We start from the raw sequence: 22,811 nt of genomic DNA, 5'->3' as shown, positions 1-22,811 counted from the left end.
TGTTAACTCATTTGAATATGCGCTGGTCAAGACTCCACTTTACCGGTCCGGTAAAAAAGAATATGATGGCCAGTAGTGCAAACAGGAAGGGGTGCTGGTCTTCATAGTAAAACCGGCCGTTCCCTATCACAAAGCAAATGAATAACAAGTCGATGGCCATTAGCAATGCCGCAATGCGGGTGAAAATGCCGAGTATAAAGCATACCCCGGTCACAAACTCCAGTGTCTTTCCCAAATAGACCATGAATACCGGAGCCGGCATTTTTTGGATGATCTCCCACTTCTGATAGGTCGCCATTACTTCGGGCTGAAAAATTTCGAGTCCATGATAAGCCATCAGCAACCCTACTATAATTCTTAAGGTGGCTAGTCCGGTATCCGACCATAACGGTGCAGGTGAAAAAATCGATTGCGGCATAGAGCAGGCAAATTCCAGCACTCAATTTAAGGGAATACCCCTACCAACCAGCATGAGAGTCTTTCCAATTTTGGTACGATATTGGTTTAACTGTGAACAAATGACGGAATGAAATGTCAGGATGTCATAAAGTGAAACTAGAAACCTTAAAATCTGGACGTTTTGACATGAAAATTGGCTGAAAAGCGGATCGGCACATTTTTCCCTAATACGAGGCTGTAAGTGAAAACAAACAAGAATTTAAAACAAAACAATACTATGAGCCTCGTTCGTTATAGCACCGCTAGTGATTTCGCACCGACTTCATTTAGCAATTTGATTGATCGCTTCTTTTCTGATTCGCTGGCGCGTTCAGGTGGGTCTTCTTACTCGTTCGTTCCAAAGGTCGACATCCTTGAAAACGAAAAAGGATATGAAGTGAACCTCGCGGTTCCAGGACTTAGCAAAGACGATTTCAAAATCGATTTAAATGACAATTTCCTCACCATAAGCGGTGAGCGGAAGTTTACAAAGGAAAAGAAGGAGACCAATCTCCACGTAGTTGAAACGCAGTATGGCAATTTTGGCCGCTCGTTTTCGTTACCTGAGAACGTAGATGCATCTAAAATACAGGCAAGCTACAACAACGGTATCCTGGAAATTTTCATCCCTAAGGATGAGAAAAAAACATTAAAGACAACCATCAAGGTTAACTAAGGTTGAGGGGTTTTAGATTAGTCAGATGGTTAGGCGTCCCAGCTTGCTGGGGCGCCTTTTTTTTATCCTCACTTTTGTAACGACCTTTGCCCGCTACAAATTTTGATGAAGAAGCCGGGCAATTTCGTTCTCATTGTCATTCTTGGAGCACTGGCTACGATCAGTCCGTTTTCGATTGATATGTACCTGCCCGGATTCCCCGGAATTGCAAAGGCCCTCAATACGTCAATCGACAAGGTTCAGCTCAGCCTCAGCAGTTATTTTATCGGCGTCTCGGTGGGGCAATTGCTTTACGGCCCGCTTTTGGACCGTTTTGGACGTCGGCGGCCGCTATATCTGGGGCTGTTGATCTATGTCGTGTCTTCGATCATGTGCGCAGCAGCTGGCTCAGTCGAGTCTCTTATTGCGCTGAGGCTGCTCCAGGCAGTCGGCGGTTGCGTGGGGATGGTTGCTTCACAGGCGTTGGTGCGGGATATTTTTCCGGCCAACAAAACGGCCCAGGTGTTTTCACTTCTCACGCTTGTAATCGCAGTTTCGCCAATGATTGCTCCGACGATCGGAGGTTACGTTACTGCGCATGCAGGGTGGCAGTGGGTTTTTATTATTCTCGCAAGTATTACAACGCTAATAGGACTCGCGGCATATTATTACCTGCCCCCAGGGAAGGGCCCCAACTCCTCTCTGTCCCTTATGCCGCGCGCGGTAATCGGGAATTTCTTCCTCGTAATTAAACATCCTCAGTTCCTTGTCTATTCATTGGCCAGCGGTCTTGCCATGGCCGCGCCGTTCGCTTACATAGCTGGATCACCCGACGTGTTTATGAATGTTTACGGACTCTCAGAGCAGCAATATGGATGGGTGTTTGCCTTTCTTGCCGCAGGTTTGGTTGGATCATCTCAACTCACCCACATGTTTTTGCGCTTCTGGAAAAGTGAAACCATAATAAGAAATGCATTGTGGTCGCAGGGAGTGATCGGCGTTTTACTAGTAGCCGGTACGTTATATGGTGGATGGAATCTGTATGGCCTTATTGCCCTGCTGTTTCTATTCCTTTGCGGTCATGGCCTTATTGGTCCCAATGCAACTTCGCTCACCCTTGCGCCCTTCGAACATCATGCCGGTAGTGCGGCAGCTCTCTTGGGTGCCTGGAGAATGGGGGCGGGGGCGCTGATGTCCGCGATGGTAAGCGTGCTTCACGATGGTACTGCGATGCCAATGGCAGGCGTAATGGCCGGTTGTGCATGGATCAGCCTGGCAATCCTTCTGATTGGTCGAAGGGTCATTGCCTGAAACATTGGATCAGTATGAGAAAACTTCCACTTGAACCAGGGGCCTTAACAGGCCTGGTCTGGATCTTCAAAAAGCTGTAATTTTTTAAAAAGAAGGATTAACTTACTGTCTCCGATTTTCCAGACATAAACTTAGGGCGGGTATGAAGCGATCTATTTTGATTTTTTTGGTAATCGTTGCCGCGGGGATTGGCGGTCTTGTGGGCTCATTTGTTACTATTCGGTTATTAGGTATATCGGGCGATAGTTACACTTCAATTGAAGGTCGCCAACAATCAGTACTGACCAACTATTCACGTGACACAGCTTATAATGTCCCTCAGGGATTGAACTTCCTCGAAGCAGCCAGTAAAGTAACGTCCGGGGTGGTGCACATTCGTACCTCTTACGGCCCTGGTGATTTCAGCTCCAACCCCCTGGAACTTTATCTCGAATCGCCTGCACGCTCGTCCGGATCGGGAGTAATCATCTCCGATGATGGATACATCGTCACAAACAATCACGTCGTGGAAGACGCAAGCAACATCGAAGTGGTGATGAGCAACAATCAACGTTTCTTTGCCAAACTCATAGGCACTGATCCCTCGACCGATCTTGCATTGCTGAAAATTCGTGCGGACAATCTTCCTTTCGTTCGGTATGGAGACTCTGATAAGATTATTCCCGGTGAATGGGTACTGGCAGTTGGTAATCCCTTCGATCTCAATTCAACTGTTACGGCAGGCATCGTTAGTGCGAAGGCCCGCAATATCAGAATACTCGAAGATAAGAATCATCTTGAAGTAGAAGCATTCATTCAAACCGACGCTGCCGTTAATCCGGGTAACAGCGGAGGGGCGCTGGTGAATCTTAGAGGCGAGCTCATTGGCATCAACTCGGCGATTGCTACTTCTTCGGGTAGTTTTCAGGGATATTCATTTGCCATTCCCGTTAGCCTTGTGAAAAAAGTAATGGATGATCTTTTAGAGTTTGGTGTTGTGCAGCGAGGATTGCTGGGTATACAAATTGTCAACGTAACTGCGGGCATGGCGGAGAATTTCAACCTCGATGTGAACCAGGGGGTTTATGTGGACCACGTTAACAAAGAGAGTGCTGCAGAGAAAGCAGGACTGCAAAGCGGCGACGTAATTATTGGTATTGAAGGATACGAAGTCAGATCTGTTGCGGAATTGCAGGAACGTGTAGCACGCCATCGGCCGGGCAAGGAAATTCAGGTTACCTATCTGCGGGATCATCAGCGTCACGAGGTGATGGCACGGCTTCGAAATTTTCAGGGCCTGGAAACCGTTCAGAAGAAGGAAGTAAAACACGATCTTGGAGGCATACAGATCGAGGACGTTCCATACAAAGAACTCGCCCGGCTTCAACTTGAGGGAGGCGTACGAATAAAGGATGTCGCATCCACCAAGTGGATACAAACCGGCATTAAGAAGGGCTTTGTCATTGCCTTCATTGATAAAGTGCCCGTCGATAATGTTGAAGATCTCAACAGGATACTCGATTTCAAAAAAGGAGGCATTCTGATCGAAGGCTACTACCCCGGAGGACAAAAAGGTACATATGGGGTCGAGTGGTGATCCCTGTCACTCAGATCAATAGCCGGGATATATCGCTACGCCGCTGACACATCTGCCCATTTTATTAGTTTTGCGGGCAACTCTGAAAGAATAAGTTCATATGAAGGATTTCGGCATACGCGATGCATTGTCTGCTCTGGGTTTGAAAAAAAGTAATCCCGGAGTGTCAACAGGAGTGAAGTGGTTAAGATCCACTGGAGCCAAACTGGAGTCCTACTCTCCCGTAGATGGGAAGTTAATAGGGACAGTTCAGGCAGGTGATCCCTCATCGTTGGAGAAGCTGATGTCAAAGGCGACAGAAGCTTTTGACGAATGGAGAACATGGCCGGCACCACGAAGGGGAGAAGTTGTACGCCAGATAGGTGAAGCATTGCGGCAAAAGAAATCTGCACTGGGCATGCTGGTCTCCTATGAAATGGGTAAGTCGTATCAGGAAGGCCTTGGCGAGGTGCAGGAGATGATCGACATCTGCGACTTCGCGGTCGGGTTGTCGCGCCAGCTTCATGGCATTACAATGCACTCAGAACGACCCGAGCACCGTATGTACGAACAGTGGCATCCGCTCGGAGTTGTAGGGATAATAACTGCCTTTAATTTCCCTGTGGCTGTATGGTCGTGGAACGCCATGCTCGCATGGGTCTGCGGCGATGTTTGCATATGGAAGCCGTCAGAGAAAACTCCCTTGTGCAGCGTGGCATGCCAGTACATAGTTGAAGAAGTGTTCAGAAAAAATGTTGTTCCTGAAGGTGTCTCCTGCCTGATCAACGGAGACGTCCGTATTGGGCAGGCCCTGGCGGCCAATGAAGGAATTGCTCTCGTGTCGGCTACTGGTAGTACCCGGATGGGTAAGGCAGTCGCCCAAACTGTCGCCCAACGATTGGGAAGAACCCTGCTGGAATTGGGAGGAAACAATGCGATCATTATAACACCACACGCTAATCTCGATATTGCCATCCGAGGCGCGCTGTTTGGTGCCGTTGGAACAGCAGGTCAACGTTGTACAACGACCCGACGCCTTATCGTTCATGAAAGCGTGTTTGATTCGGTTAAAGAAAGACTTACCCGTGCGTATAGCAATCTCGTTATCGGTAATCCACTGGATCCCGCAAATCACATTGGTCCGTTGATCGATCGTCAGGCGGTTAAGAGCTATCAGGATGCACTGCGCAAGATCAGGGAGGCAGGAGGAAGTTTTGTTGTAAACGGCGGTGTGCTTAAAGGCAAGGGCTATGACTCAGGATGTTATGTAAAGCCTTGCATAGCGGAAGTCCGGAACGATTTTGAAATTGTACAGGCAGAAACCTTTGCACCAATTCTCTATTTGATTCCCTATCACGATATCAATGATGCCATTGCCAAACAAAATGGTGTCAAACAGGGATTGTCATCTTCTATTATGACTAGCAACATGCAGGAAATGGAACTATTCCTTTCTCATCGGGGGTCAGACTGCGGAATTGCTAATGTCAATATCGGAACATCGGGGGCCGAGATCGGTGGTGCATTCGGAGGGGAAAAGGAAACTGGCGGCGGTCGGGAAAGCGGCTCCGACGCCTGGAAGAATTACATGCGCAGGCAAACAAACACAATCAATTTCGGTAGCTCTCTGCCGCTGGCACAGGGTATCAAATTTGACATTTAGAGAAAGTTTGCAAATCAATATCAAAGACTTATTTTAGTGCGTCATTCACTACGGTAACTATGGCGGCAAAAAAGTATCGCACAGTCATGCTCATTGACGACAATGAGATTGATAACCTGATCAATCAAAAAATGATTGAAGCGTCGTCTATTACCGAAAATATCTATACCCATACTGGCGCAAAAAGCGCGATCGAGTTCCTTAAAAACATGGAGAAGCTGGAGATGGCAGATCAGGTACTTCCTGACCTCATCTTCCTCGATATTGACATGCCATTAATGGATGGTTTCCAATTTTTGGATGAATTCGAAAAGCTCTCAAATGTCGCTAAGAGAAAGTGTAAGATCGTCATGCTCACATCATCGATTAACCCTCAGGATTTTAACCGCTCCAAGAAATATGAGGCTGTTAAATTATATCTGAATAAGCCTCTGTCACACGACAGCATTCTGAAACTAGATCTCTAGGCAGCCAAATCGATTGATTAATACCTTAAGCTGGAAAATATAACGGGCCTTACGGCCCGTTTCAATTTGTCTGCACTTCTTCTAAAAGAGATCAGAAATCAGTAAGCAGCTCCACAAACTTGTCATCAAGTTTAATCAGCTTTGTGGGAGCAAAGTAAGGTACCGTTATGGAGTTTAACCTTGGGATTACTGCCTGAATCTTCTTGGCTTTTTCTTTCTTCGCCTCGCTCGTAGCGATCTTCAGGATCTTTAGGAACAATTGAATATTCTCGCAGCTGTCTTTGCCGGAAAGGCGAATCTGCCGCTGGATACTGTTCGACAACTGATTGAACAGTTCAAAATCACGAAGTAGGGTGTATTGCAGGGCCAGTAACGACTTAATCTCAAGCTGCGCAAAAGGATATTTCTTCAGACTCACATCGTTAAGCAAGCCATTGATGAGCTTTGCAGCCTCTTCGAACTTGCCAACATAGTAACTCGATAGTGCCCTGTAAACCACATAGATGATATGCTTGGGAAGGTCCTGCATATCGATTTCGTAGTCGAGAAATATGGCCTCGTTTTCAGTGTATAACTCCGACTCGTTTCCGGACCGTAAGTGACGCTCAATTTTCGAAATCAGAAATTGAGGAGGGAACGTATACGTCGAATAGTTAACAAGCAGGTTAGCGCATGCGTCATTGACTTCCTCATAGTACTTTTCTGCCTGACGGAACACCTTGTAGTGGTTGTAATACTCAAGTTTGAGGAATTCAAACACCAGATTCATGTGGTAATAAATTGAATCCAGGTGATAGGTCTCAAACATCTTCTGGACTTTCTCAAAGATGTCTTCAATAGACTCACCATCCTGTTGCATATTATCATCTACTTCCACAAACAAGCGGTGGAATATGTACATGCAACTCTGGTATACATACAGACGATGCGACTCATAAAGTTTCGCCACGTTCTGCATTTCTTTCATCAAAAGTCCGAGTCCGAGTTTCTCAGCCTCACCGCCGTTAAGCATGAAATCGCCATACTTCCTGAAGTAGTCGGCGAGCAGATCCTCAGCCTTATCCACGGCCAGCATGTACGCCACATGACGGTTGTAAAGCTGGGAATATTGGAAGTAGTCAGGCGAGTTGATATGAAGTTTCTTGAGCGACTTGTAGATCACCGTCAGTTCGTTTGCCAGATCGTAATCAAGCAACTCTTTTTCAAGTTTCTTGAGCGTGGCAACTGAAATGGCGCGCTTCTTGGTAAACAAAACTTCAGTGATGTTGGCTACTTTCCGCAGTACATCAGTACGCGGGCTCTCCAGCTGTCCCATGAGATATTCCTCTATCTTGAGGTTCAACCGGGAACGGAGTGTATAGTAAGCGTTGGCATTGACATCAAGTTCAGTCATGATCTTGTTGTCAGACAGCTGCCGCTCACGGAGAGACTTTAGCAGGTAGGCAGATTTCTCGGCATTGCTTTCGATAAGTGAGTCATAGATAGCTTTAAAGTCCTTTTCCGAAAGTTGCTTGATGATATTCTTAAGCTTTGCCATGCGTTGAGCCTATAACAATGTGAAAATTTACAAAATTTATTACATCGTACAACAGCCTTAACTCCTGTAAACAAAAAACTTAGGGCCGTGTTTGTAGTTTTATAACTTACTATGAACGATCCATAGTTGAGCAAAAAGTTAATCATACTCGCACTTGGACTGACGTGGTCTTTACAGTCATTCGGTCAGGTAGAACGCCAGGCCATAGAGAATATCTGGAAAGGTAAATGGGAAAAAGCGTTTTATCAACTAGATCGTGCCGGGAATAAGGATACTATTCGCGTTACTTCAGCTTACGCATGGGCCTTGTACTTTGGAGCTGTAGACAATCCGGATTATTCGCTGGACTCCGCCAGTCGATATATTCGCGCTTCCGTCGATCTCTACGGTCAGACAACTGAAAAACAACGAGAAAGACTACGCCGATTTCCGATTGATAGCATCGTTCTGGTCGCTGAAAGAAATAGCATTGACAGCGCGGCCCTTGTGAAAACCCGGGAAGACGGATCAGCATCTGCCTATCAGCAATTCCTGGATATCCACCCGGGGTCTATCTATCAGGCAGATGCGATAGCATCACGGGACGAGAGAGCCTTTCAGGACGCGGTCAACACAAATACCCATCAGGCGTTTTACCAATATCTCGACCGCTATCCGCAGTCATCCAGAACAAGTGATGCCAGGGCCAACTACGAACGGCTGCTCTACCACGATTACACGAATGGTAAAGACCTTGCCGGGTATGAACGGTTTCTCAGGGATCATCCGGGAACCTCCTTTGAAAAGGAAGCCCATCGTAATATTTTCGAGATTCGGACAGCAGACGGCAGCCGCGATGCTTACCTGAATTATCTCAAGGCCCAATCCCCATACAGCAGGAGAGCTACAGATGTCCTGTATCATCTGGAAGCAGGCGCGCCCGCCGATAACTTACCCTCTTCGGCATGGAACGATTCACTTCGGGCAGCGGCAAGTATCCATCCTGCATACATCACACCAATTCTGGTGAATGGGCGCTACGGTTTTATTGATCCGGGCGGGCAAACGATTCTTGAACCAACAATCGAATCGATCCCGGAGGACTATTTATGTGGCAACATTACCGACAACGTCATACAACTCGATTCGTCCGTCATTGCCCTGAACGGCAAGGTAATTTATTATGGCAAAGTCGATGAGATGGAAGACCTTGGACAAGGGTTGTTGTTGATTAGCATGGATGGCTGTCAGCGGATCATACATAAAAGCGGATGGCTCGTGATTTCGGATTGTGTCGATCAGGCAAAGATCATTGCCGATCGGTTCATTGCTGTTCAGCAGCAAAGCAAGTGGCGTCTGCTAACACTCACCGGACGCCCAGTTATGAAACGTGCATGGGATGCTGTAAGCTCAGTACATCAGATGATTGTACTGGAATCTGAAGGCGAAAAGTTTGTGAGCACTCCGGCAAAGTTGTCCATATATGTGGCGGAACCCGCAGGTGTAGATCCATTTGTGCGATTCGATCGGATCCAGCGCTGGACCGCCGGCATTACGTCGGTACGGCTTGGAAATGAAGAACTCCTGCTCGATGTAAATTCAGATACGTTGGTACACTCACCAGGCGGGACATTATTACCTGCTCGCTTTGGAGTCGTCGTCGTGGAGAACGACACGAATAGCCATACCGTTAACTGGCGCCGCGAATCCTCGGAAGCATTCCGATCGGTACGTGTTTCAGGCTCGCGTGCGATAGTTCAAACCTCTCAGGGATGGAGAATGTTTGATCCCGTACACCGGCAGTATTTAAGTGCTGCGTTTGACTCTTTGTGGTGGACAGGTCCGTTTGCGGTCGGCACGCGACGGGATAGTGTTAACATCTTTTTCTCGTCGGGCCCGACGCAAAAATTTAAAGGTAAACTGCAGGCTACATCTGTACTGGGCCCTGATAGTACATCATACCTTCTCATTGATATGGGGCAACCAAAGCCCAAACGCCTTTATGCGCAAAACGGTAAGTCCATAATGCAGGTTCCGTATGAAAAAATACAGGCACTAGGCCAGGGATATTTCCGCGTATTCAAGGGGGGAAAAGTGGGACTCGTTTCGTCTGATGGTAAGCTTATAGTTCCGACAACGATGGACGCCATAGGCACCATTAATAACCAGTCTGTTTCTCTTCTTAAAGACGGTCGCTTTGGCTTGTTTCATTGTTTGACTCGAAAAGTAATTCAACCTCAGTTTCCAACGAATCTCACGCCATATGGCAGGCAGTATGTCGTTGTACAAAAGAATGGACAAAGTGGTTTGTACAAGTGGGACAGCAAACCTGCTTCGAAGTTCGAATATGATGAGGTTAAATACTGGAATGACACTGCCGCGTTCGTTCGCAAAGACTCGTGGTGGTCGCTCGTTAGCCTGCAAACGAATAAGGTACTCATCGACAGTGTTCGTGGTATCCGGTTTATTCGCCAGCACACAGACGATCAGTTGGCAATTGTGAACACGGGTGACTCGTTTGGTGTCCTGCATAGCCGCAAGGGCACTGTTATTCCGCTGACATTCACTGACATCGTCAATATAGGTTCCGCTGAATGGCCTTTGTTCTTTACGGAAAAGCACATACCTGAGGCATCGTTGTACGTGGTTATTTACTACGACCGCGATGGCAGATTTCTACGGAAAGAGTCATACAATCCCGACGAGTACGAGCGTATTTATTGCCCAAATAATTAATGGGCCATTCAGGTAGAATTCCCTTTTAAAAGCTGCCGTATTCATTAACTTTCCTGTTCATTCATCCCTATGGCTATGAAGCGTCTAATCATTCTGATGTTGCTGTCGATAACCGTCAGCAGCTGGGCACAATCAACGATCGAACGCCCTAAACTTGTTGTGGGTATTGTTGTTGATCAGATGAGGCAGGAATACCTCTATAGATTCTACGACAAATTCGGGGAGGGAGGTTTCAGGCGCCTCATGAACGATGGCTTCATGCTGAGAAATGCGCATTACAACTATGTGCCTACTGTAACTGGCCCGGGTCACGCTTCTGTATACACGGGGTCAACTCCGGCTATTCATGGAATTATAGGAAATGAATTCTATGACAAGAAGGCAAAGAAGTTCGTCAACTGTGTCGAAGATTCAACGCGAAAGGCCGTCGGCAGCGCTTCGTTGGAAGGCGATGTGTCACCAGCAAGGTTACTTGCGTCTACGGTCACAGACGAGCTTAAGCTTTTCACTCAGAAACGTTCAAAGGTTATTGGCATGTCCATAAAAGATCGCGGCGCAGTTTTGCCCGCAGGTCACATGGCGAATGCAGCCTACTGGTATGATGGAAAGTCGGGTCAGTTCATCACCAGTACTTACTATGTATCTGCGTTGCCTGAATGGGTAGCGAAGTTCAATGCACAGAAGCTTCCTGAAAAATATCTGGCCCAGGACTGGAAAACACTATATCCAATCGAGAAGTATACTGAAAGTGGTCCCGACGATACACCTTATGAGCGCAAGTTCTCAGGACAGGCAAAGTCAACGTTCCCTTATCAGATTGCCAACTTACGGGTAAAAGACAGCTTTGAATTTCTGGCCAACACTCCATACGCCGACGACTTCCTCACAGAATTTGCCAAGGCGGCCTTAACGAATGAGCAGCTCGGAAAGGACAACGACACTGATTTCCTTTGCATTTCATACTCAACTCCGGACGCAGTCGGACATAGAACCGGTCCCAATTCAGTTGAAATAGAAGACATGTATCTTCGCCTGGATAAGAATCTTGCCGACCTGCTCGACAGATTGGATAAAGAAGTTGGTGCCAATAAGTACACAGTTTTCTTAACTGCTGATCACGCCGTCGCCGACGTACCACAATATTTGAAAGACAATAAAGTTCCTGCGGGATACTTTAGCGAAGGACAATTGAAAACCCGTTTGGATTCCTATCTGAACGCGTCTTTCCCTGGCAAGAATTATATTGAAAACATCAGTAACGGTCAGATATTTCTGAATCACGATCTCTTCAATCAGGACCCGCGTAACGGAACAATCGAACTGCTAATTGTTACAGAAATGATTGGTAAGTTCCTGATGACCATGGACGGCGTGGCAGGTTACTATACTGCGGACATGATTCGCGATGCAAGCTATACTGATGGAGGAATCAAAGGGTTTGTTGCCCGGGGCTATAACTTCAAACGGTCCGGAGACATCATCATTTCACTTGAGCCTGGCTGGTTTGATTCGGTTTCACTACAAGGCACAACTCATGGTTCGCCCTATACCTATGACACAAATGTTCCGGCCCTTTTCTTTGGGTTTGGAATAAAGAAAGGTTCATCAGTTCGATACCATCCGATAACCGATATTGCCCCTACTATTTCAGCGCTACTTCGGATTAAGTATCCCAGTGGATGTACCGGCCAACCAGTTGTGGAAATATTCGAGTAGTGTGGCAGTTGCCTGCTTTTCGCTATCTTCAAAACTTTACTTAGACCTAACAACATGAGCGAAGAGAACTTTAAACCGGTGCTCGGATTGCGCGATGCTACCATGATCGTTGCAGGATCCATGATCGGTTCCGGGATTTTTATAGTCAGTGCCGATATACTTCGAAATGTTGGAGGCGCGGGTTGGCTGATCGCGGTATGGCTGATTACCGGCTTTATGACAATCTCGGCAGCGGTGAGCTACGGTGAGCTCAGCGGTATGTTTCCCAAGGCCGGTGGCCAGTATGTTTATCTCAGGGAAGCATTCAATCCATTGATTGCCTTCTTATATGGATGGAGTTTTTTCGCCGTGATACAGACCGGTACCATCGCAGCAGTGGGCGTTGCCTTCTCCAAATTCATGGCATACATCGTACCAGGTGTTAGCGAAGATCTCGTGCTGGTTAATCTCGGATTCATGTCGATCTCACCGGCACAGGTTGTCTCCATCATCATTATTATATTTCTGACTTATGTAAACACCAGGGGCATTCAGGGTGGCAAAGCCATTCAGACAACATTTACCATAACGAAGCTGGTTAGCTTGTTCGGACTGATTGTTTTCGGCCTTATCATGGCACGGGGAGATGTGTGGTCCGCCAACTGGACTAATGCCTGGAGCCTCACCAAACTGAACACTGATGGATCACTGGAAGCCTACACGACAATTGCTGCCGTCGGTGCAATCGCCGCAGCAATGGTTGGCTCGATATTCAGCAGCGATGCATGGAACAATGTAACCTTCATCGCAGGCGAGATCAAGAATCCGCAACGTAACATTGGACTGGCCCTCTTCCTCGGCACACTTATAGTCACTATCATTTATGTTTCTGCGAACATCATGTACACCGCAGTGCTGCCACTGGGAGAAATCGCTTTTGCAGAAAAGGATAGGGTGGCCGTTGCTGCATCACATGTCATCTTTGGCAACATCGGCACGGTAATCATAGCACTCATGATTATGATCTCAACGTTCGGTTGTAATAACGGTCTTATTCTGGCTGGTGCCCGTGTTTACTATACCATGGCAAAAGACGGTCTGTTCTTCCGTCAGGCTGGTGAGCTCAATCGCTTCGCGGTCCCGCAACGTGCGCTTTGGGTGCAATGTGTGCTCGCATGCCTTTGGTCTTTGAGCGGCAGGTATGGCGACCTGCTCGATATGGTTTCTTTTGTAGTTGTATTGTTTTACATGCTCACGATCGTGGGCATCTTTATACTTCGAAGAACGCGGCCCGATGCTCCCAGGCCTTATCGCGCATTTGGCTATCCGGTGCTTCCCCTGATTTATATTCTTATGGGAGTGTCCTTTTGTCTTCTGCTCATTGTTTATAAGCCGAAGTTCACATGGCCAGGATTGATCATTACACTTATTGGCATCCCTATTTACTACGCAGCTCTCCAGAGAAGAAGCAGTAAGTCATAGTATTCGTACGCCTTCTTTGACTAGATAACTTGTAATTGGGTTATCGCTATCTGCAATCCTTGTGGTGGATGCGATGACCTGCAATAAGGTTGAGCTTGTGAAAGTTTATCGACCAATCTGAGAAGCGAGAACTGAAATACCTTCTGCCAATGAATGCGGATGGTAACCTAACTCGCTTGTAGCTTTCGATATATCGAACCCGGTTCTCAGCGGGCGCTTTGCAGGTTGAGGGAGGGCAGCCGATTCTACCGGCGTTATGAGTGAATCATCAAGACCGAAAAACGCTGCTGTTTGCATAGCGATTTCATATATCGATACGAAGTCCTTACCTGAAATGTGATAAATGCCATTAGCGCGTTTTTTTGCAACCAGATAACAGCCATAGGCAAGATCCTCAGCAAGAGTCGGCGTTCTCCACTGATCGTTAACAACGCGAATCTGCTTGCCTTGTTCCAGACTTTGTTTTACCCAAGTCACGATGTTGGACCGTTGAACTCCGGGTATTATTCCATACACCAGCACGGTGCGAACAATGGACCACGAAATGTTGCTTGCCACCACGAGTTGTTCCGCCTGCCACTTACACTGACCATAGTAGTTAACAGGCCCCGGTTGATCGCCCTCCGCTAGCCTGTCACGTTTGCCATCGAAAATGAAATCCGTGCTCACGTGAACAAGATGCGCATTGCAGGTCCTTGATGCTTCGATCATGTTCTCAACACCTGAAACATTAACGCGATAGCATTCTTCCTTGTTTTGCTCGCAGATATCCACCTGCGTCATTGCCGCGGCGTGCACGATCACATCTGGCGCATGTGCAGTCACCACTCGTGCGACAGCTGACGCGTCAGTTATATTCATTAATTCGAAAGGCACCGACCATGATCCTGCCAAGGGCGTTCGCGCGGTTGCAATGACCGTTACCTCAGGAACCGATGCCAGAAGCGAGATCATCTTCTGGCCCAGCAGGCCATTGCATCCAGTAACAAGAATTTTCACTGTTGAAATAAATGGAGTTTACTTGATCAATTACGGCAATTCGTAACCGTAACGCTTCCTGATTTCCTTGGCGGAAAGTTCTTCTACGCTGACAGACATCCGGACATCGGTTGTTGGCCTTTCAGCTGCATCCCGCTGAATGTCCGCAATCTTGTCGATTACCTCAAGACCTTTAATAACTTTCCCGAAGGCACTATAATTGCCATCCAGCATCGGAGCCCCACCAACAGTCGAATACGCTTTAAGTTTTTCCGGAGCAACGGTCTGCGTAACATCCATACCTGTTTCTTTTACAACCCTTGGCTTGAGTGCAAGAAACAATGTCCTGAACTGTTCTTCATTTCCCGACTGATAAGCTGCACCCAGTGAATCAAAGGCTCCCTTGTTTGCTGGGTTGTCGAAAAACTTTCGCAGCGCCTGATCATACTTTACCTGGTCCAGCGTCATCTCCTCAGTATCCATCACACGACCCTGAACTATGAAGAACTGGCTGCCATTGGATGCTTTCTTGGGATTTTGAATATCGGACAAACGAGCGGCACTCAAGGTGCCCTTGTCGTGAAAATATTTCGGAACGATCTCAGCATCGATCGTGTAACCTGGGCCGCCATGTCCTAGTGGAGCGCCGGGTGCTGCCTTCTTTGAGTCGGGATCACCGCCCTGGATCATAAATCCCTTGATGACGCGATGGAACAGTGTACTGTCAAAGTAATGACTCTTCGCAAGTTTGATAAAGTTCTCTTTATGCTTTGGCGTTTCATCATACAATACAGCAACCATGTCTCCATAGTTGGTTTTGATGGTGGCAATCGTTGCACGCTTCTGCGCACAGCTGGCTACAATAATGCAGCAGACCAGTAAGGTAATAATCGATATTCTTGACATGTCTGTTTGTTCTGGAATTGTTCAACGGATACCCTATACGGCCTGCCTGGCCAGGTTCCTGATTTCGAAAAGTATGTCGCCGCCGCCGCTGTTCAGCACCTCACGTGCCACAGATTCTCCAAGTTGCTTGGCGGCTGACGGTTCTGCAGTGCCCTTCGACTTTACGATTCGCTGCCCATCCAGCGATATGATGCCGGCTTTCAACGTAAGTAATGCACCTTCAAAATGCGCATAACCAAAGGCAGGAATGCTGCAACCGCCCTGAAGAGTTTTCAGGAATGCCCGCTCCGCACGAAGACAATCTTCAGTCTCCACATGATTCACCCAACGCTCGATGACTTCCTTTTTTTGATAGTCAAGTTTCTTGTGGCATTCGATGGCAATGCTTCCCTGTCCAACGGCGGGAACGAAATAACTCGTTTCTATTTTTTCAACAATGAGCTCATCATAACCCATACGATGTACGCCGGCGTATGCCAGAACAAGGGCATCGTATTCTCCCGCCTGCAGTTTGGCAAAACGTGTTTGAAGATTTCCGCGTATTGTAGTCGCCTGAACGTTTGGATAAAAGTGTTTCAGAAAAGCCACCCGGCGCGTTGCCGAGGTACCAACCTTCGGGTTGCCATTCGACAGACTAAAATCTTTTCTGAGGCTTACCACCACATCGTTTGGATGCTCGCGCTCAGTAAACGAGATCAGTTCCAGTTCATCCGGCAAATCGGACGATAAGTCTTTCGCGCTATGGACGGCAATGTCAATAGTGCCATCAATAAGCCGGGCCTCAATCTCTTCCGTGAAGACACCTTTACTACCAATCTTAGCGATAGATACGTCCAGAATGGTATCGCCGCGCGTTTCAATTGGAACGATCTCTGTCGTATAGCCGGAGGGTTTAATCAGGCGTGCTACATGTTCTGCCTGCCAGAGTGCAAGCTTGCTTCCACGCGTACCAATGCGAATTACCTTGTTCATGGATTGATTGTAGTTGACAATTGAAGAGATAGGTCCAGAAAGATCATTTTTGCACTTCCATTTCGTTCCAAATGATAGGCAGCGTCGTTCATGAGCGTATAAGAGCGTTCTACCTTATCTACATTCATGACACGACTAAAGTCCTGTATAAATTTAAGTTCCTCGCCACGGGAGCGGTTAAGATCATTTGCTCCTGAAATTCGGAGAAGTGTTTCCCGCATCATGTTCATGCTGTAAAGCATAAGGTTCCGCTGGCTCATCTTGTCGAGCGCGTGGTAATTCTCTGCAAGAGATACCAAAGTACCATAACTTTTTCTAAAGCAGGCCCGCATCCATTCAGTGAACCGTGCAGCGTTGTCATCCTCCTCCGAATCCAACAGTTTGAATGCTAGGTTAAGATTGCCTTCTGCCAATCGACTGACGCGCGCAGCCTTTGCTCCATCTATACCTTTGCTGACCAGTTGATCTTCTATGATCTCATCGTCGAGGAGAGGTACTGTTACGATCTGCGTCCTGGAAATGATCGTCGGTAATAGTTTGTCAGCGGCATTGGTGATCAGCAGAAAATACGTGTAGGGAGCAGGCTCTTCCAGAATTTTCAAAAGCCCATTGGCCGCCGACGGATGCATCAGCTCCGGCTGCCAGATAATCATCACTTTCGATTGGCTCTCAAATGGCTTAAGCGATAAAGTCTTGATGATTTCACGACTTTCGTCACGGGAGATCAGCGCCTGTTTGTCCTCACCACCGTACGATGCTGTCCAGTCATTGATGTTTCCAAATGGCTGTTCTGTAAGGAAGGTTCGCCACATCTTTAACATCTCCGCCTTGAAGCGATCTTCATCTTTATCTCCCTTCACATTACTGAGCGGGAAAACAAAATGGGTATCCGGATGAATAAACTTTCCGCTCTTCGAACAGGCGGCGCATTTGCCACAGGCATCGTCACCCCGGTCCAGGCAGTGAATGTATGTCGCAAGCGCCAATGCAACTGGCAGGTTCAGCGCACCCTCAGCGCCAACCATAAGCTGCGCGTGTGCTAAATGATTCTGACGCGCAGCTGTCGTTAGCAGCGACTTCACATCTTCAACGCCTGGTATATCTGCAAATCTCATTTTTTCTTTTTACCCATTTACCTCCCACGCACGCCCTGGTGAAGTCAATCGAAAGACCTCTTCCAGGATTGCTCTGTCAAATTTGTCTATGTTCATCTCACGTCGCGACATTACCATGCGCGCCGTTTCTATCGCCTTATCCACGCGATACGTTGTTATTTCCTCTCCTCCGCCCCAGCTAAACGAAGGCACAAACGAAGGCGGAAAGCCACCTCCAAACACGTTTGCTGATACACCCACAACGGTCGCGGTATTGAACGCCGTATTAATAGCAGCCTTGCTATGGTCTCCCATCATCAATCCACAGAACTGCAGGTCAGTTGACGCCATTTCGTTTCGGGCGTGACTCCATATCTTGATCGGGGCATAGTTGTTTTTAAGGTTCGATGCGCACGTACCAGCACCCAGGTTACACCATTCTCCAATAACCGCGTTGCCAATATATCCATCATGCGCCTTATTACTATGGGCAAACAGTACCGAGTTGCTAACCTCACCGCCAACTTTACACCATGGGCCGACCGTTATGTCGCCACGCATTTTCGCTCCCATGTTTAAATGCCCTCCCTCGCATAATGCAAGGGCCCCCCGAATGATCGCTCCCTCCTGAACAACACTGTTCTTTCCAAGATAGATCGGTCCCGTTTCTGCATTCAGTATTGCCCCTTTAATATAAACACCTTCCTCGACGAAGATATCTGCGGCATTGTAAATGCGTGTGTGAGGATCATGTATGCCCGCCGATTTCCGACCGGACGTTACCAGCACGAAATCTGTCCTGAGCTGCGCTGCATTCTGGTTGAAGATCTTCCAAACCTGGTCGATTATAGTCACAGATTTTTTATACTCCACAACGTTGCGCTCCGTCATCGGCCCCTGTGGGTTTCGCGCGGCCAGCAGAAGTGCATCCTTTACGAGAAAGTATCCCTGAGGCAGAGCGTTCACTGTTGCCTTGAGCTCCGCATCAGGACACAACGCGCCATTGATCAGAAGCTCATCTTTGCCACCTTCACGGGGAAACTTTTGTGCAAGATAACCCTCCGTCTGGAAGCTTACCGGCGACTTCAGCCAGCGTTCCCACTTTTCAGCTATCGTCAGAATGCCAATCCGAATTGCACCCACCGGCCTCGTGAGAGTAAATGGATAGAGGTTGAGCCGTATGGTGGGATCGTCGAAGAGGATAACGTTCATGCCTCAAAAATAGAAGCATAACGCAAAACAGGAATGAATCGGAGCAATATTCCGGCGTCGATCAGAAAATAAAACCCTTCGCTCAGAGAATGGCCTTTCCGGACATTATACGTAAGCCCTGGCAAAGCAAGCTGATTCCGGAAAAAAGAAAGAGCCCGCATCTAGCGGGCTCTCCAAAATTGTGAATTGTCAATTATAAATTGCCAATTATTAAGCCTTCTTCTGGTACTTGTTCTTGAATTTCTCAACGCGACCAGCCGTATCAACAAACAATTTCTTGCCTGTGAAAAACGGATGTGATGCTGAGCTTACTTCAACCTTGATCACAGGATATTCTTTACCGTCTTCCCAAGTGATCTTCTCCTTCGTTCCCGACGTGCTGCGGCTCTTGAATTTCGTGTCGCTTGACGTGTCCCAGAAAATGACGTCTCTATATTCAGGGTGAATACCTTTTTTCATAAGCTTTATCGTGTTTCTCCTAAAAAGGACTGCAAAGATAAGGACAGTTCCGAAAATAACAAGACCTGCCGCCGCATTTTCAATGGGAGAGAGGTGGCTAAAAATGGCGTAATTTGCGGGCTGGATTATTTCATAATGATAAGAAACAACGTTTGCATCGCGCTTTTGATGCTCATATCAGGTCTGACTCACGGGCAAAGCAGCTTTGCTCCCCTTAACGAGGACTACTATCACAACATCGATCGATATGAAGTTAAGTCAGGTGTGATCACGCCTGCATTTTTTACGAACGTCAAACCATATAAGCGCTCGGAAATCGTAGAATTCTTTGATTCTCTGGAGCATAATGGGCTCATAACCTCCCGCGCTGACCGGTTCAATTACGAATACTTCATGAACGATAGCTGGGAGTTTTCGCGGTCCGCAACCAGTGATTCAAAGCACAAGCCCTTTCTCAAAGTCTTCTACCGCAAGAAGTCTGACCTTTACCATGTGGACGAAAAGGCCTTCGACCTTCACGTAAATCCGGTACTCATGCTGTCTGCCGGTAATGACAACCGGCGCGACGAAATGGTGTATTACAATACCCGGGGCGTCGAAGTGCGGGGTATGGTGGATGGCAAGGTTGGTTTCTATACGTATTTCACCGACAATCAGGGCGTCTTACCGAGCTACGTCTGGGATCAGATGGCAACAAATCCCGTGATCCCACACGAAGGTTTTTGGAAGGAGTTCAAGGACGGCAAAGGCGTAGATTACTTTCAGGCCCGGGGATACATCACGTTTGAAGCAACTAAGCACATCAATATTCAGTTCGGGCACGACCGCTTCAACATTGGAAATGGCTACCGGTCGCTGATCTATTCCGACTATCCACCACCTGCCTGGTTTTTGAAGGCCGACGTAAAGGTCTGGAAGCTGAATTACTTCTTCATGCTTAATCAGATGACGGCAGATGTTGCGGGGAGCCTAGGTGGACTGCGAGACGTAGATGGTGGATATCCCGACAAGTTCGTCGCTACGCACCACCTGGCCATAAACATCGGAAAGAAGCTTAATCTTAGCGTTTTCGAGTCTGTAGTCTTCAGCCCCGACGATTCACTGGGAGCAGGCAAATTCCGTCTCGACTATTTGAATCCCATCATCTTCTACCGCGCCATCGAACAGCAAAACGGCAGCAGCGACAACGTTCTCCTGGGAATGGATTTCAAATGGAACATAGCCCGACGCCTGTCCATGTACGGGCAGTTTGTCCTCGATGAGTTTGTCCTCGACCATATCAAAGACGCCGACGGCTGGTGGGCTAATAAGTATGCAATTCAGGCAGGCGCAAAATATGTTGACGCTTTTGGCGTCTCTAATCTCGACCTGCAGGGAGAGTTTAACCTGATCAGGCCATATACCTATTCGCATGGTTCAGTTTATGGAAACTATAGCAGTTACAGGCAGCCTATCGCGCATCCCCTTGGAGCAAACTTATATGAACTGGCAGGTATCCTCAGGTACCAGCCGATCCCGAGACTTTCAATCATCGGCAAGCTCAATTATTCTATTCAGGGCAAAGACACAGTGGGCGTGAACTGGGGAGGAGACATAATGAAGAATAACAACACCCGTAAGCAGCAATACGATAACGAAATCGGTCAGGGCGTCAGAACTGAAGTTCTGTTCGGATCCCTTACTTTGTCCTACATGCTTAAGCACAATCTGTTTATAGATGCAAATGTTGTCATCAGGAAGAGCGAGGCTCCAGTACCTGTATACAACAACAATACAACATTAACTTCACTAGCTTTGCGCTGGAATATCCCCCGCAGGCTTTACGAATTCTAGCCATTAATGAAAATTTATCTACGCATCCTTCAATACACTCCTAAAGCCGGAGTACAGTTCGTTAAGTTTTTCTTCTTTTCTGTTGTCGGCGCGCTTTTCAGTGCTGCGTATCTTAGAATGCTGCAACCATTGATTGACCTGCTCTTCAGGCAGAAGATTAACATTGTAGTGCCGCCCGAGCCTAAATTCTCATTGTCCCTTAGCTACTTTCAGGATTGGCTGCAGTATCAGTTCTATTACTCGCTTCAGAACAAAGGTGCTGCCTACACGTTGCTAATGGTTTGTTCTCTGATTGTATTGTTCGTGCTGCTGGCGAACACCATGCGATACATCGAGCGGCTTATAGCTTCCCGCGTAAAAGTTGATGTGGTGAAGAACCTGCGCATAGACTTGTTCGACAGCGTTACTAAACTGCATATCGGTTACTTCAGTGATCAGCGCAAAGGTGATCTGATATCACGGTTCACAAATGACGTCAGCGAAGTGGAGAACACCGTTCTCAATTTGTTTCGTGCCATTCGGGAACCTGTTACTCTCATCGTGTTCATCACTGTCTTGTTTGTTATTTCCGTGAAGCTCACACTGATCACCCTTGTCATACTTCCCGTTACAGGTGCTATCATCGCGTCAATCATCAAGCAACTCAAAGTTAAGGCTACGCTCAGTCAGGAAGCGATGGGCCGGATTGTGAGCATACTCGATGAAACATTTAGCGGCATGCGGGTTATCAAAGCATTCAATGCTCGCGGCTTTATAGCAGACAAGCTGGAAAATGAAGCCGCGTATCATCGTAAGGTAAACTACTCTATTTCGCGCCGCAATGAGCTTGCATCGCCATTGTCTGAATTTCTTGGGGTAACTATCGTTGCAGGTATTCTGTTCTACGGAGGATTGTCTGTTCTGTCAAACACCGGTGAATTAACTCCTGCTTCGTTCTTTACTTTTCTTACCGTATATGCCATGATGATTCAGCCGGCAAAGAATCTTTCAAACGGATTTACCTCGTTGCAAAAAGGAGCAATATCTGCAGGCAGGATTTTCGCGGTAATAGACACTCCATCCGAGATACGCAATAAACCGAATGCCATCGTAGTGAGCGAATTCCGCGACAGCATCGAGTTCAGAGACGTGAGCTTTGCTTACGATAAGGATCTTGTTCTAAAGAACATCGACCTGCGCATCGAAAAAGGTAAGACAGTCGCATTGGTAGGTCCATCAGGAGGCGGCAAGTCGACACTCGCAGATCTGATACCAAGGTTTTACGATCCGTCTAGTGGCACCGTTACGCTCGATGGAATAGCGCTTCCGGAGTACGATCTTGAATCACTCCGTAAGCAGGTCGGTGTAGTGACTCAGGAGTCTATTCTTTTCAATGATACCATATTCAACAACATCGCGTTCGGGATGCCGAATATCAATGAAGAGGATGTTATTCGTGCGGCAAAAGTCGCAAATGCACATGAATTCATCATACAGACTGAACAGGGTTATCAGACTATGATCGGTGAGCGGGGGTCGAAGCTTTCAGGTGGCCAGCGTCAGCGCCTCAGCATTGCCCGTGCTGTATTGAAGAATCCGCCAATACTGATCCTCGATGAAGCTACATCAGCACTTGATTCTGAGTCAGAAAAACTTGTTCAGGATGCGCTTACTAAATTGATGAAGAACCGCACATCCGTAGTGATTGCTCACCGCCTGAGCACCATTCAGCACGCCGACGAAATCGTCGTGATTCAGCAAGGCCAGGTGATCGAACGCGGTAAGCATGTAGAACTTTTGCATCAGGATGGCCTCTATAAAAAGCTTATCCAGATTCAAAAGCTGTAAAGAAAACCTGAC

The 22,811-nt window shown here is 47.4% G+C and carries 18 protein-coding genes; 10 read left to right on the top strand and 8 right to left on the bottom strand.

The window, feature by feature from the left end; translation table 11 throughout:
- Window positions 1–7 precede the first annotated feature (7 nt).
- Complete coding sequence (locus tag WBG78_RS10595; protein WP_337326397.1) at window positions 8–418, bottom strand: DoxX family protein; 411 nt, start codon at window positions 416–418, stop codon at window positions 8–10.
- Window positions 419–676: 258 nt separating this feature from the next.
- On the opposite strand from WBG78_RS10595, the gene WBG78_RS10590 reads away from it, so the two are divergent.
- From WBG78_RS10590 to WBG78_RS10570, 5 genes are all read left to right on the top strand, one after another.
- Window positions 677–1,114 carry an Hsp20/alpha crystallin family protein gene (locus WBG78_RS10590; protein WP_337326396.1) on the top strand — a complete coding sequence of 146 codons (438 nt, stop codon included), beginning with the start codon at window positions 677–679 and terminating at the stop codon, window positions 1,112–1,114.
- Window positions 1,115–1,219: 105 nt separating this feature from the next.
- A complete protein-coding gene (locus WBG78_RS10585; RefSeq protein ID WP_337326395.1) occupies window positions 1,220–2,404 on the top strand; it encodes a multidrug effflux MFS transporter in 1,185 nt (394 codons plus the stop codon).
- A 142-nt stretch (window positions 2,405–2,546) separates the two neighbouring features.
- Entirely contained in the window at window positions 2,547–3,980 is a 1,434-nt protein-coding gene (locus tag WBG78_RS10580) for a S1C family serine protease (RefSeq protein WP_337326394.1), read from the top strand.
- A 100-nt stretch (window positions 3,981–4,080) separates the two neighbouring features.
- Window positions 4,081–5,622: an L-piperidine-6-carboxylate dehydrogenase gene (amaB, locus tag WBG78_RS10575; RefSeq protein ID WP_337326393.1), complete on the top strand. Its 1,542-nt coding sequence runs from the start codon at window positions 4,081–4,083 to the stop codon at window positions 5,620–5,622.
- Between the two features lie 59 nt (window positions 5,623–5,681).
- Entirely contained in the window at window positions 5,682–6,089 is a 408-nt protein-coding gene (locus tag WBG78_RS10570) for a response regulator (protein ID WP_337326392.1), read from the top strand.
- A gap of 91 nt (window positions 6,090–6,180) precedes the next feature.
- Here the strand turns inward: WBG78_RS10570 and WBG78_RS10565 are convergent, their stop codons facing one another.
- Window positions 6,181–7,626, bottom strand: coding sequence for a hypothetical protein (locus WBG78_RS10565; protein WP_337326391.1), 1,446 nt, complete (start codon window positions 7,624–7,626; stop codon window positions 6,181–6,183).
- A 126-nt stretch (window positions 7,627–7,752) separates the two neighbouring features.
- Between WBG78_RS10565 and WBG78_RS10560 the strand changes: the two genes are divergently transcribed.
- The 3 genes from WBG78_RS10560 to WBG78_RS10550 all read left to right on the top strand — a co-directional run bounded on the left by WBG78_RS10560 (window position 7,753) and on the right by WBG78_RS10550 (window position 13,518).
- Entirely contained in the window at window positions 7,753–10,341 is a 2,589-nt protein-coding gene (locus tag WBG78_RS10560) for a hypothetical protein (protein WP_337326390.1), read from the top strand.
- Window positions 10,342–10,416: 75 nt separating this feature from the next.
- The gene (pafA, locus tag WBG78_RS10555) at window positions 10,417–12,057 is read left to right on the top strand and encodes an alkaline phosphatase PafA (RefSeq protein ID WP_337326389.1); all 1,641 of its coding nucleotides are present in this window, start codon (window positions 10,417–10,419) and stop codon (window positions 12,055–12,057) included.
- A gap of 54 nt (window positions 12,058–12,111) precedes the next feature.
- Window positions 12,112–13,518, top strand: coding sequence for an APC family permease (locus WBG78_RS10550; protein WP_337326388.1), 1,407 nt, complete (start codon window positions 12,112–12,114; stop codon window positions 13,516–13,518).
- Between the two features lie 105 nt (window positions 13,519–13,623).
- Here the strand turns inward: WBG78_RS10550 and WBG78_RS10545 are convergent, their stop codons facing one another.
- The 6 genes from WBG78_RS10545 to WBG78_RS10520 all read right to left on the bottom strand — a co-directional run bounded on the left by WBG78_RS10545 (window position 13,624) and on the right by WBG78_RS10520 (window position 19,139).
- Window positions 13,624–14,517 (bottom strand): SDR family oxidoreductase, encoded by an 894-nt coding sequence (locus WBG78_RS10545; protein ID WP_337326387.1) that lies wholly within the window; start codon window positions 14,515–14,517, stop codon window positions 13,624–13,626.
- Between the two features lie 30 nt (window positions 14,518–14,547).
- Window positions 14,548–15,402 (bottom strand): peptidylprolyl isomerase, encoded by an 855-nt coding sequence (locus WBG78_RS10540; RefSeq protein WP_337326386.1) that lies wholly within the window; start codon window positions 15,400–15,402, stop codon window positions 14,548–14,550.
- 33 nt (window positions 15,403–15,435) lie between these two features.
- On the bottom strand, window positions 15,436–16,374 hold the full coding sequence (gene hemC, locus WBG78_RS10535) for a hydroxymethylbilane synthase (RefSeq protein WP_337326385.1): 939 nt from the start codon (window positions 16,372–16,374) through the stop codon (window positions 15,436–15,438).
- On the bottom strand, window positions 16,371–17,489 hold the full coding sequence (locus tag WBG78_RS10530) for a DNA polymerase III subunit (protein WP_337326384.1): 1,119 nt from the start codon (window positions 17,487–17,489) through the stop codon (window positions 16,371–16,373). The genes hemC and WBG78_RS10530 overlap by 4 nt, the downstream gene beginning before the upstream one ends.
- Before the next feature lie 9 nt (window positions 17,490–17,498).
- On the bottom strand, window positions 17,499–18,680 hold the full coding sequence (locus tag WBG78_RS10525) for a GlmU family protein (RefSeq protein WP_337326383.1): 1,182 nt from the start codon (window positions 18,678–18,680) through the stop codon (window positions 17,499–17,501).
- A 210-nt stretch (window positions 18,681–18,890) separates the two neighbouring features.
- Window positions 18,891–19,139, bottom strand: a complete 249-nt coding sequence (locus tag WBG78_RS10520) for a type B 50S ribosomal protein L31 (RefSeq protein WP_337326382.1) — start codon at window positions 19,137–19,139, stop codon at window positions 18,891–18,893.
- 135 nt (window positions 19,140–19,274) lie between these two features.
- Here WBG78_RS10520 and WBG78_RS10515 point away from each other — a divergent pair, with 135 nt between their 5' ends.
- On the top strand, window positions 19,275–20,972 hold the full coding sequence (locus tag WBG78_RS10515; protein WP_337326381.1) for a hypothetical protein: 1,698 nt from the start codon (window positions 19,275–19,277) through the stop codon (window positions 20,970–20,972).
- 6 nt (window positions 20,973–20,978) lie between these two features.
- The gene (locus tag WBG78_RS10510; protein ID WP_337326380.1) at window positions 20,979–22,799 is read left to right on the top strand and encodes an ABC transporter ATP-binding protein; all 1,821 of its coding nucleotides are present in this window, start codon (window positions 20,979–20,981) and stop codon (window positions 22,797–22,799) included.
- The last annotated feature ends 12 nt before the right edge of the window (window positions 22,800–22,811 follow it).

It is taken from the genome of Chryseolinea sp. T2, from assembly GCF_037203685.1.
Lineage (GTDB): Bacteria > Bacteroidota > Bacteroidia > Cytophagales > Cyclobacteriaceae > Chryseolinea.
The sequence above is the reverse complement of the archived record's forward strand: the minus strand, read 5'-3'. Positions and strand labels throughout refer to the sequence as shown.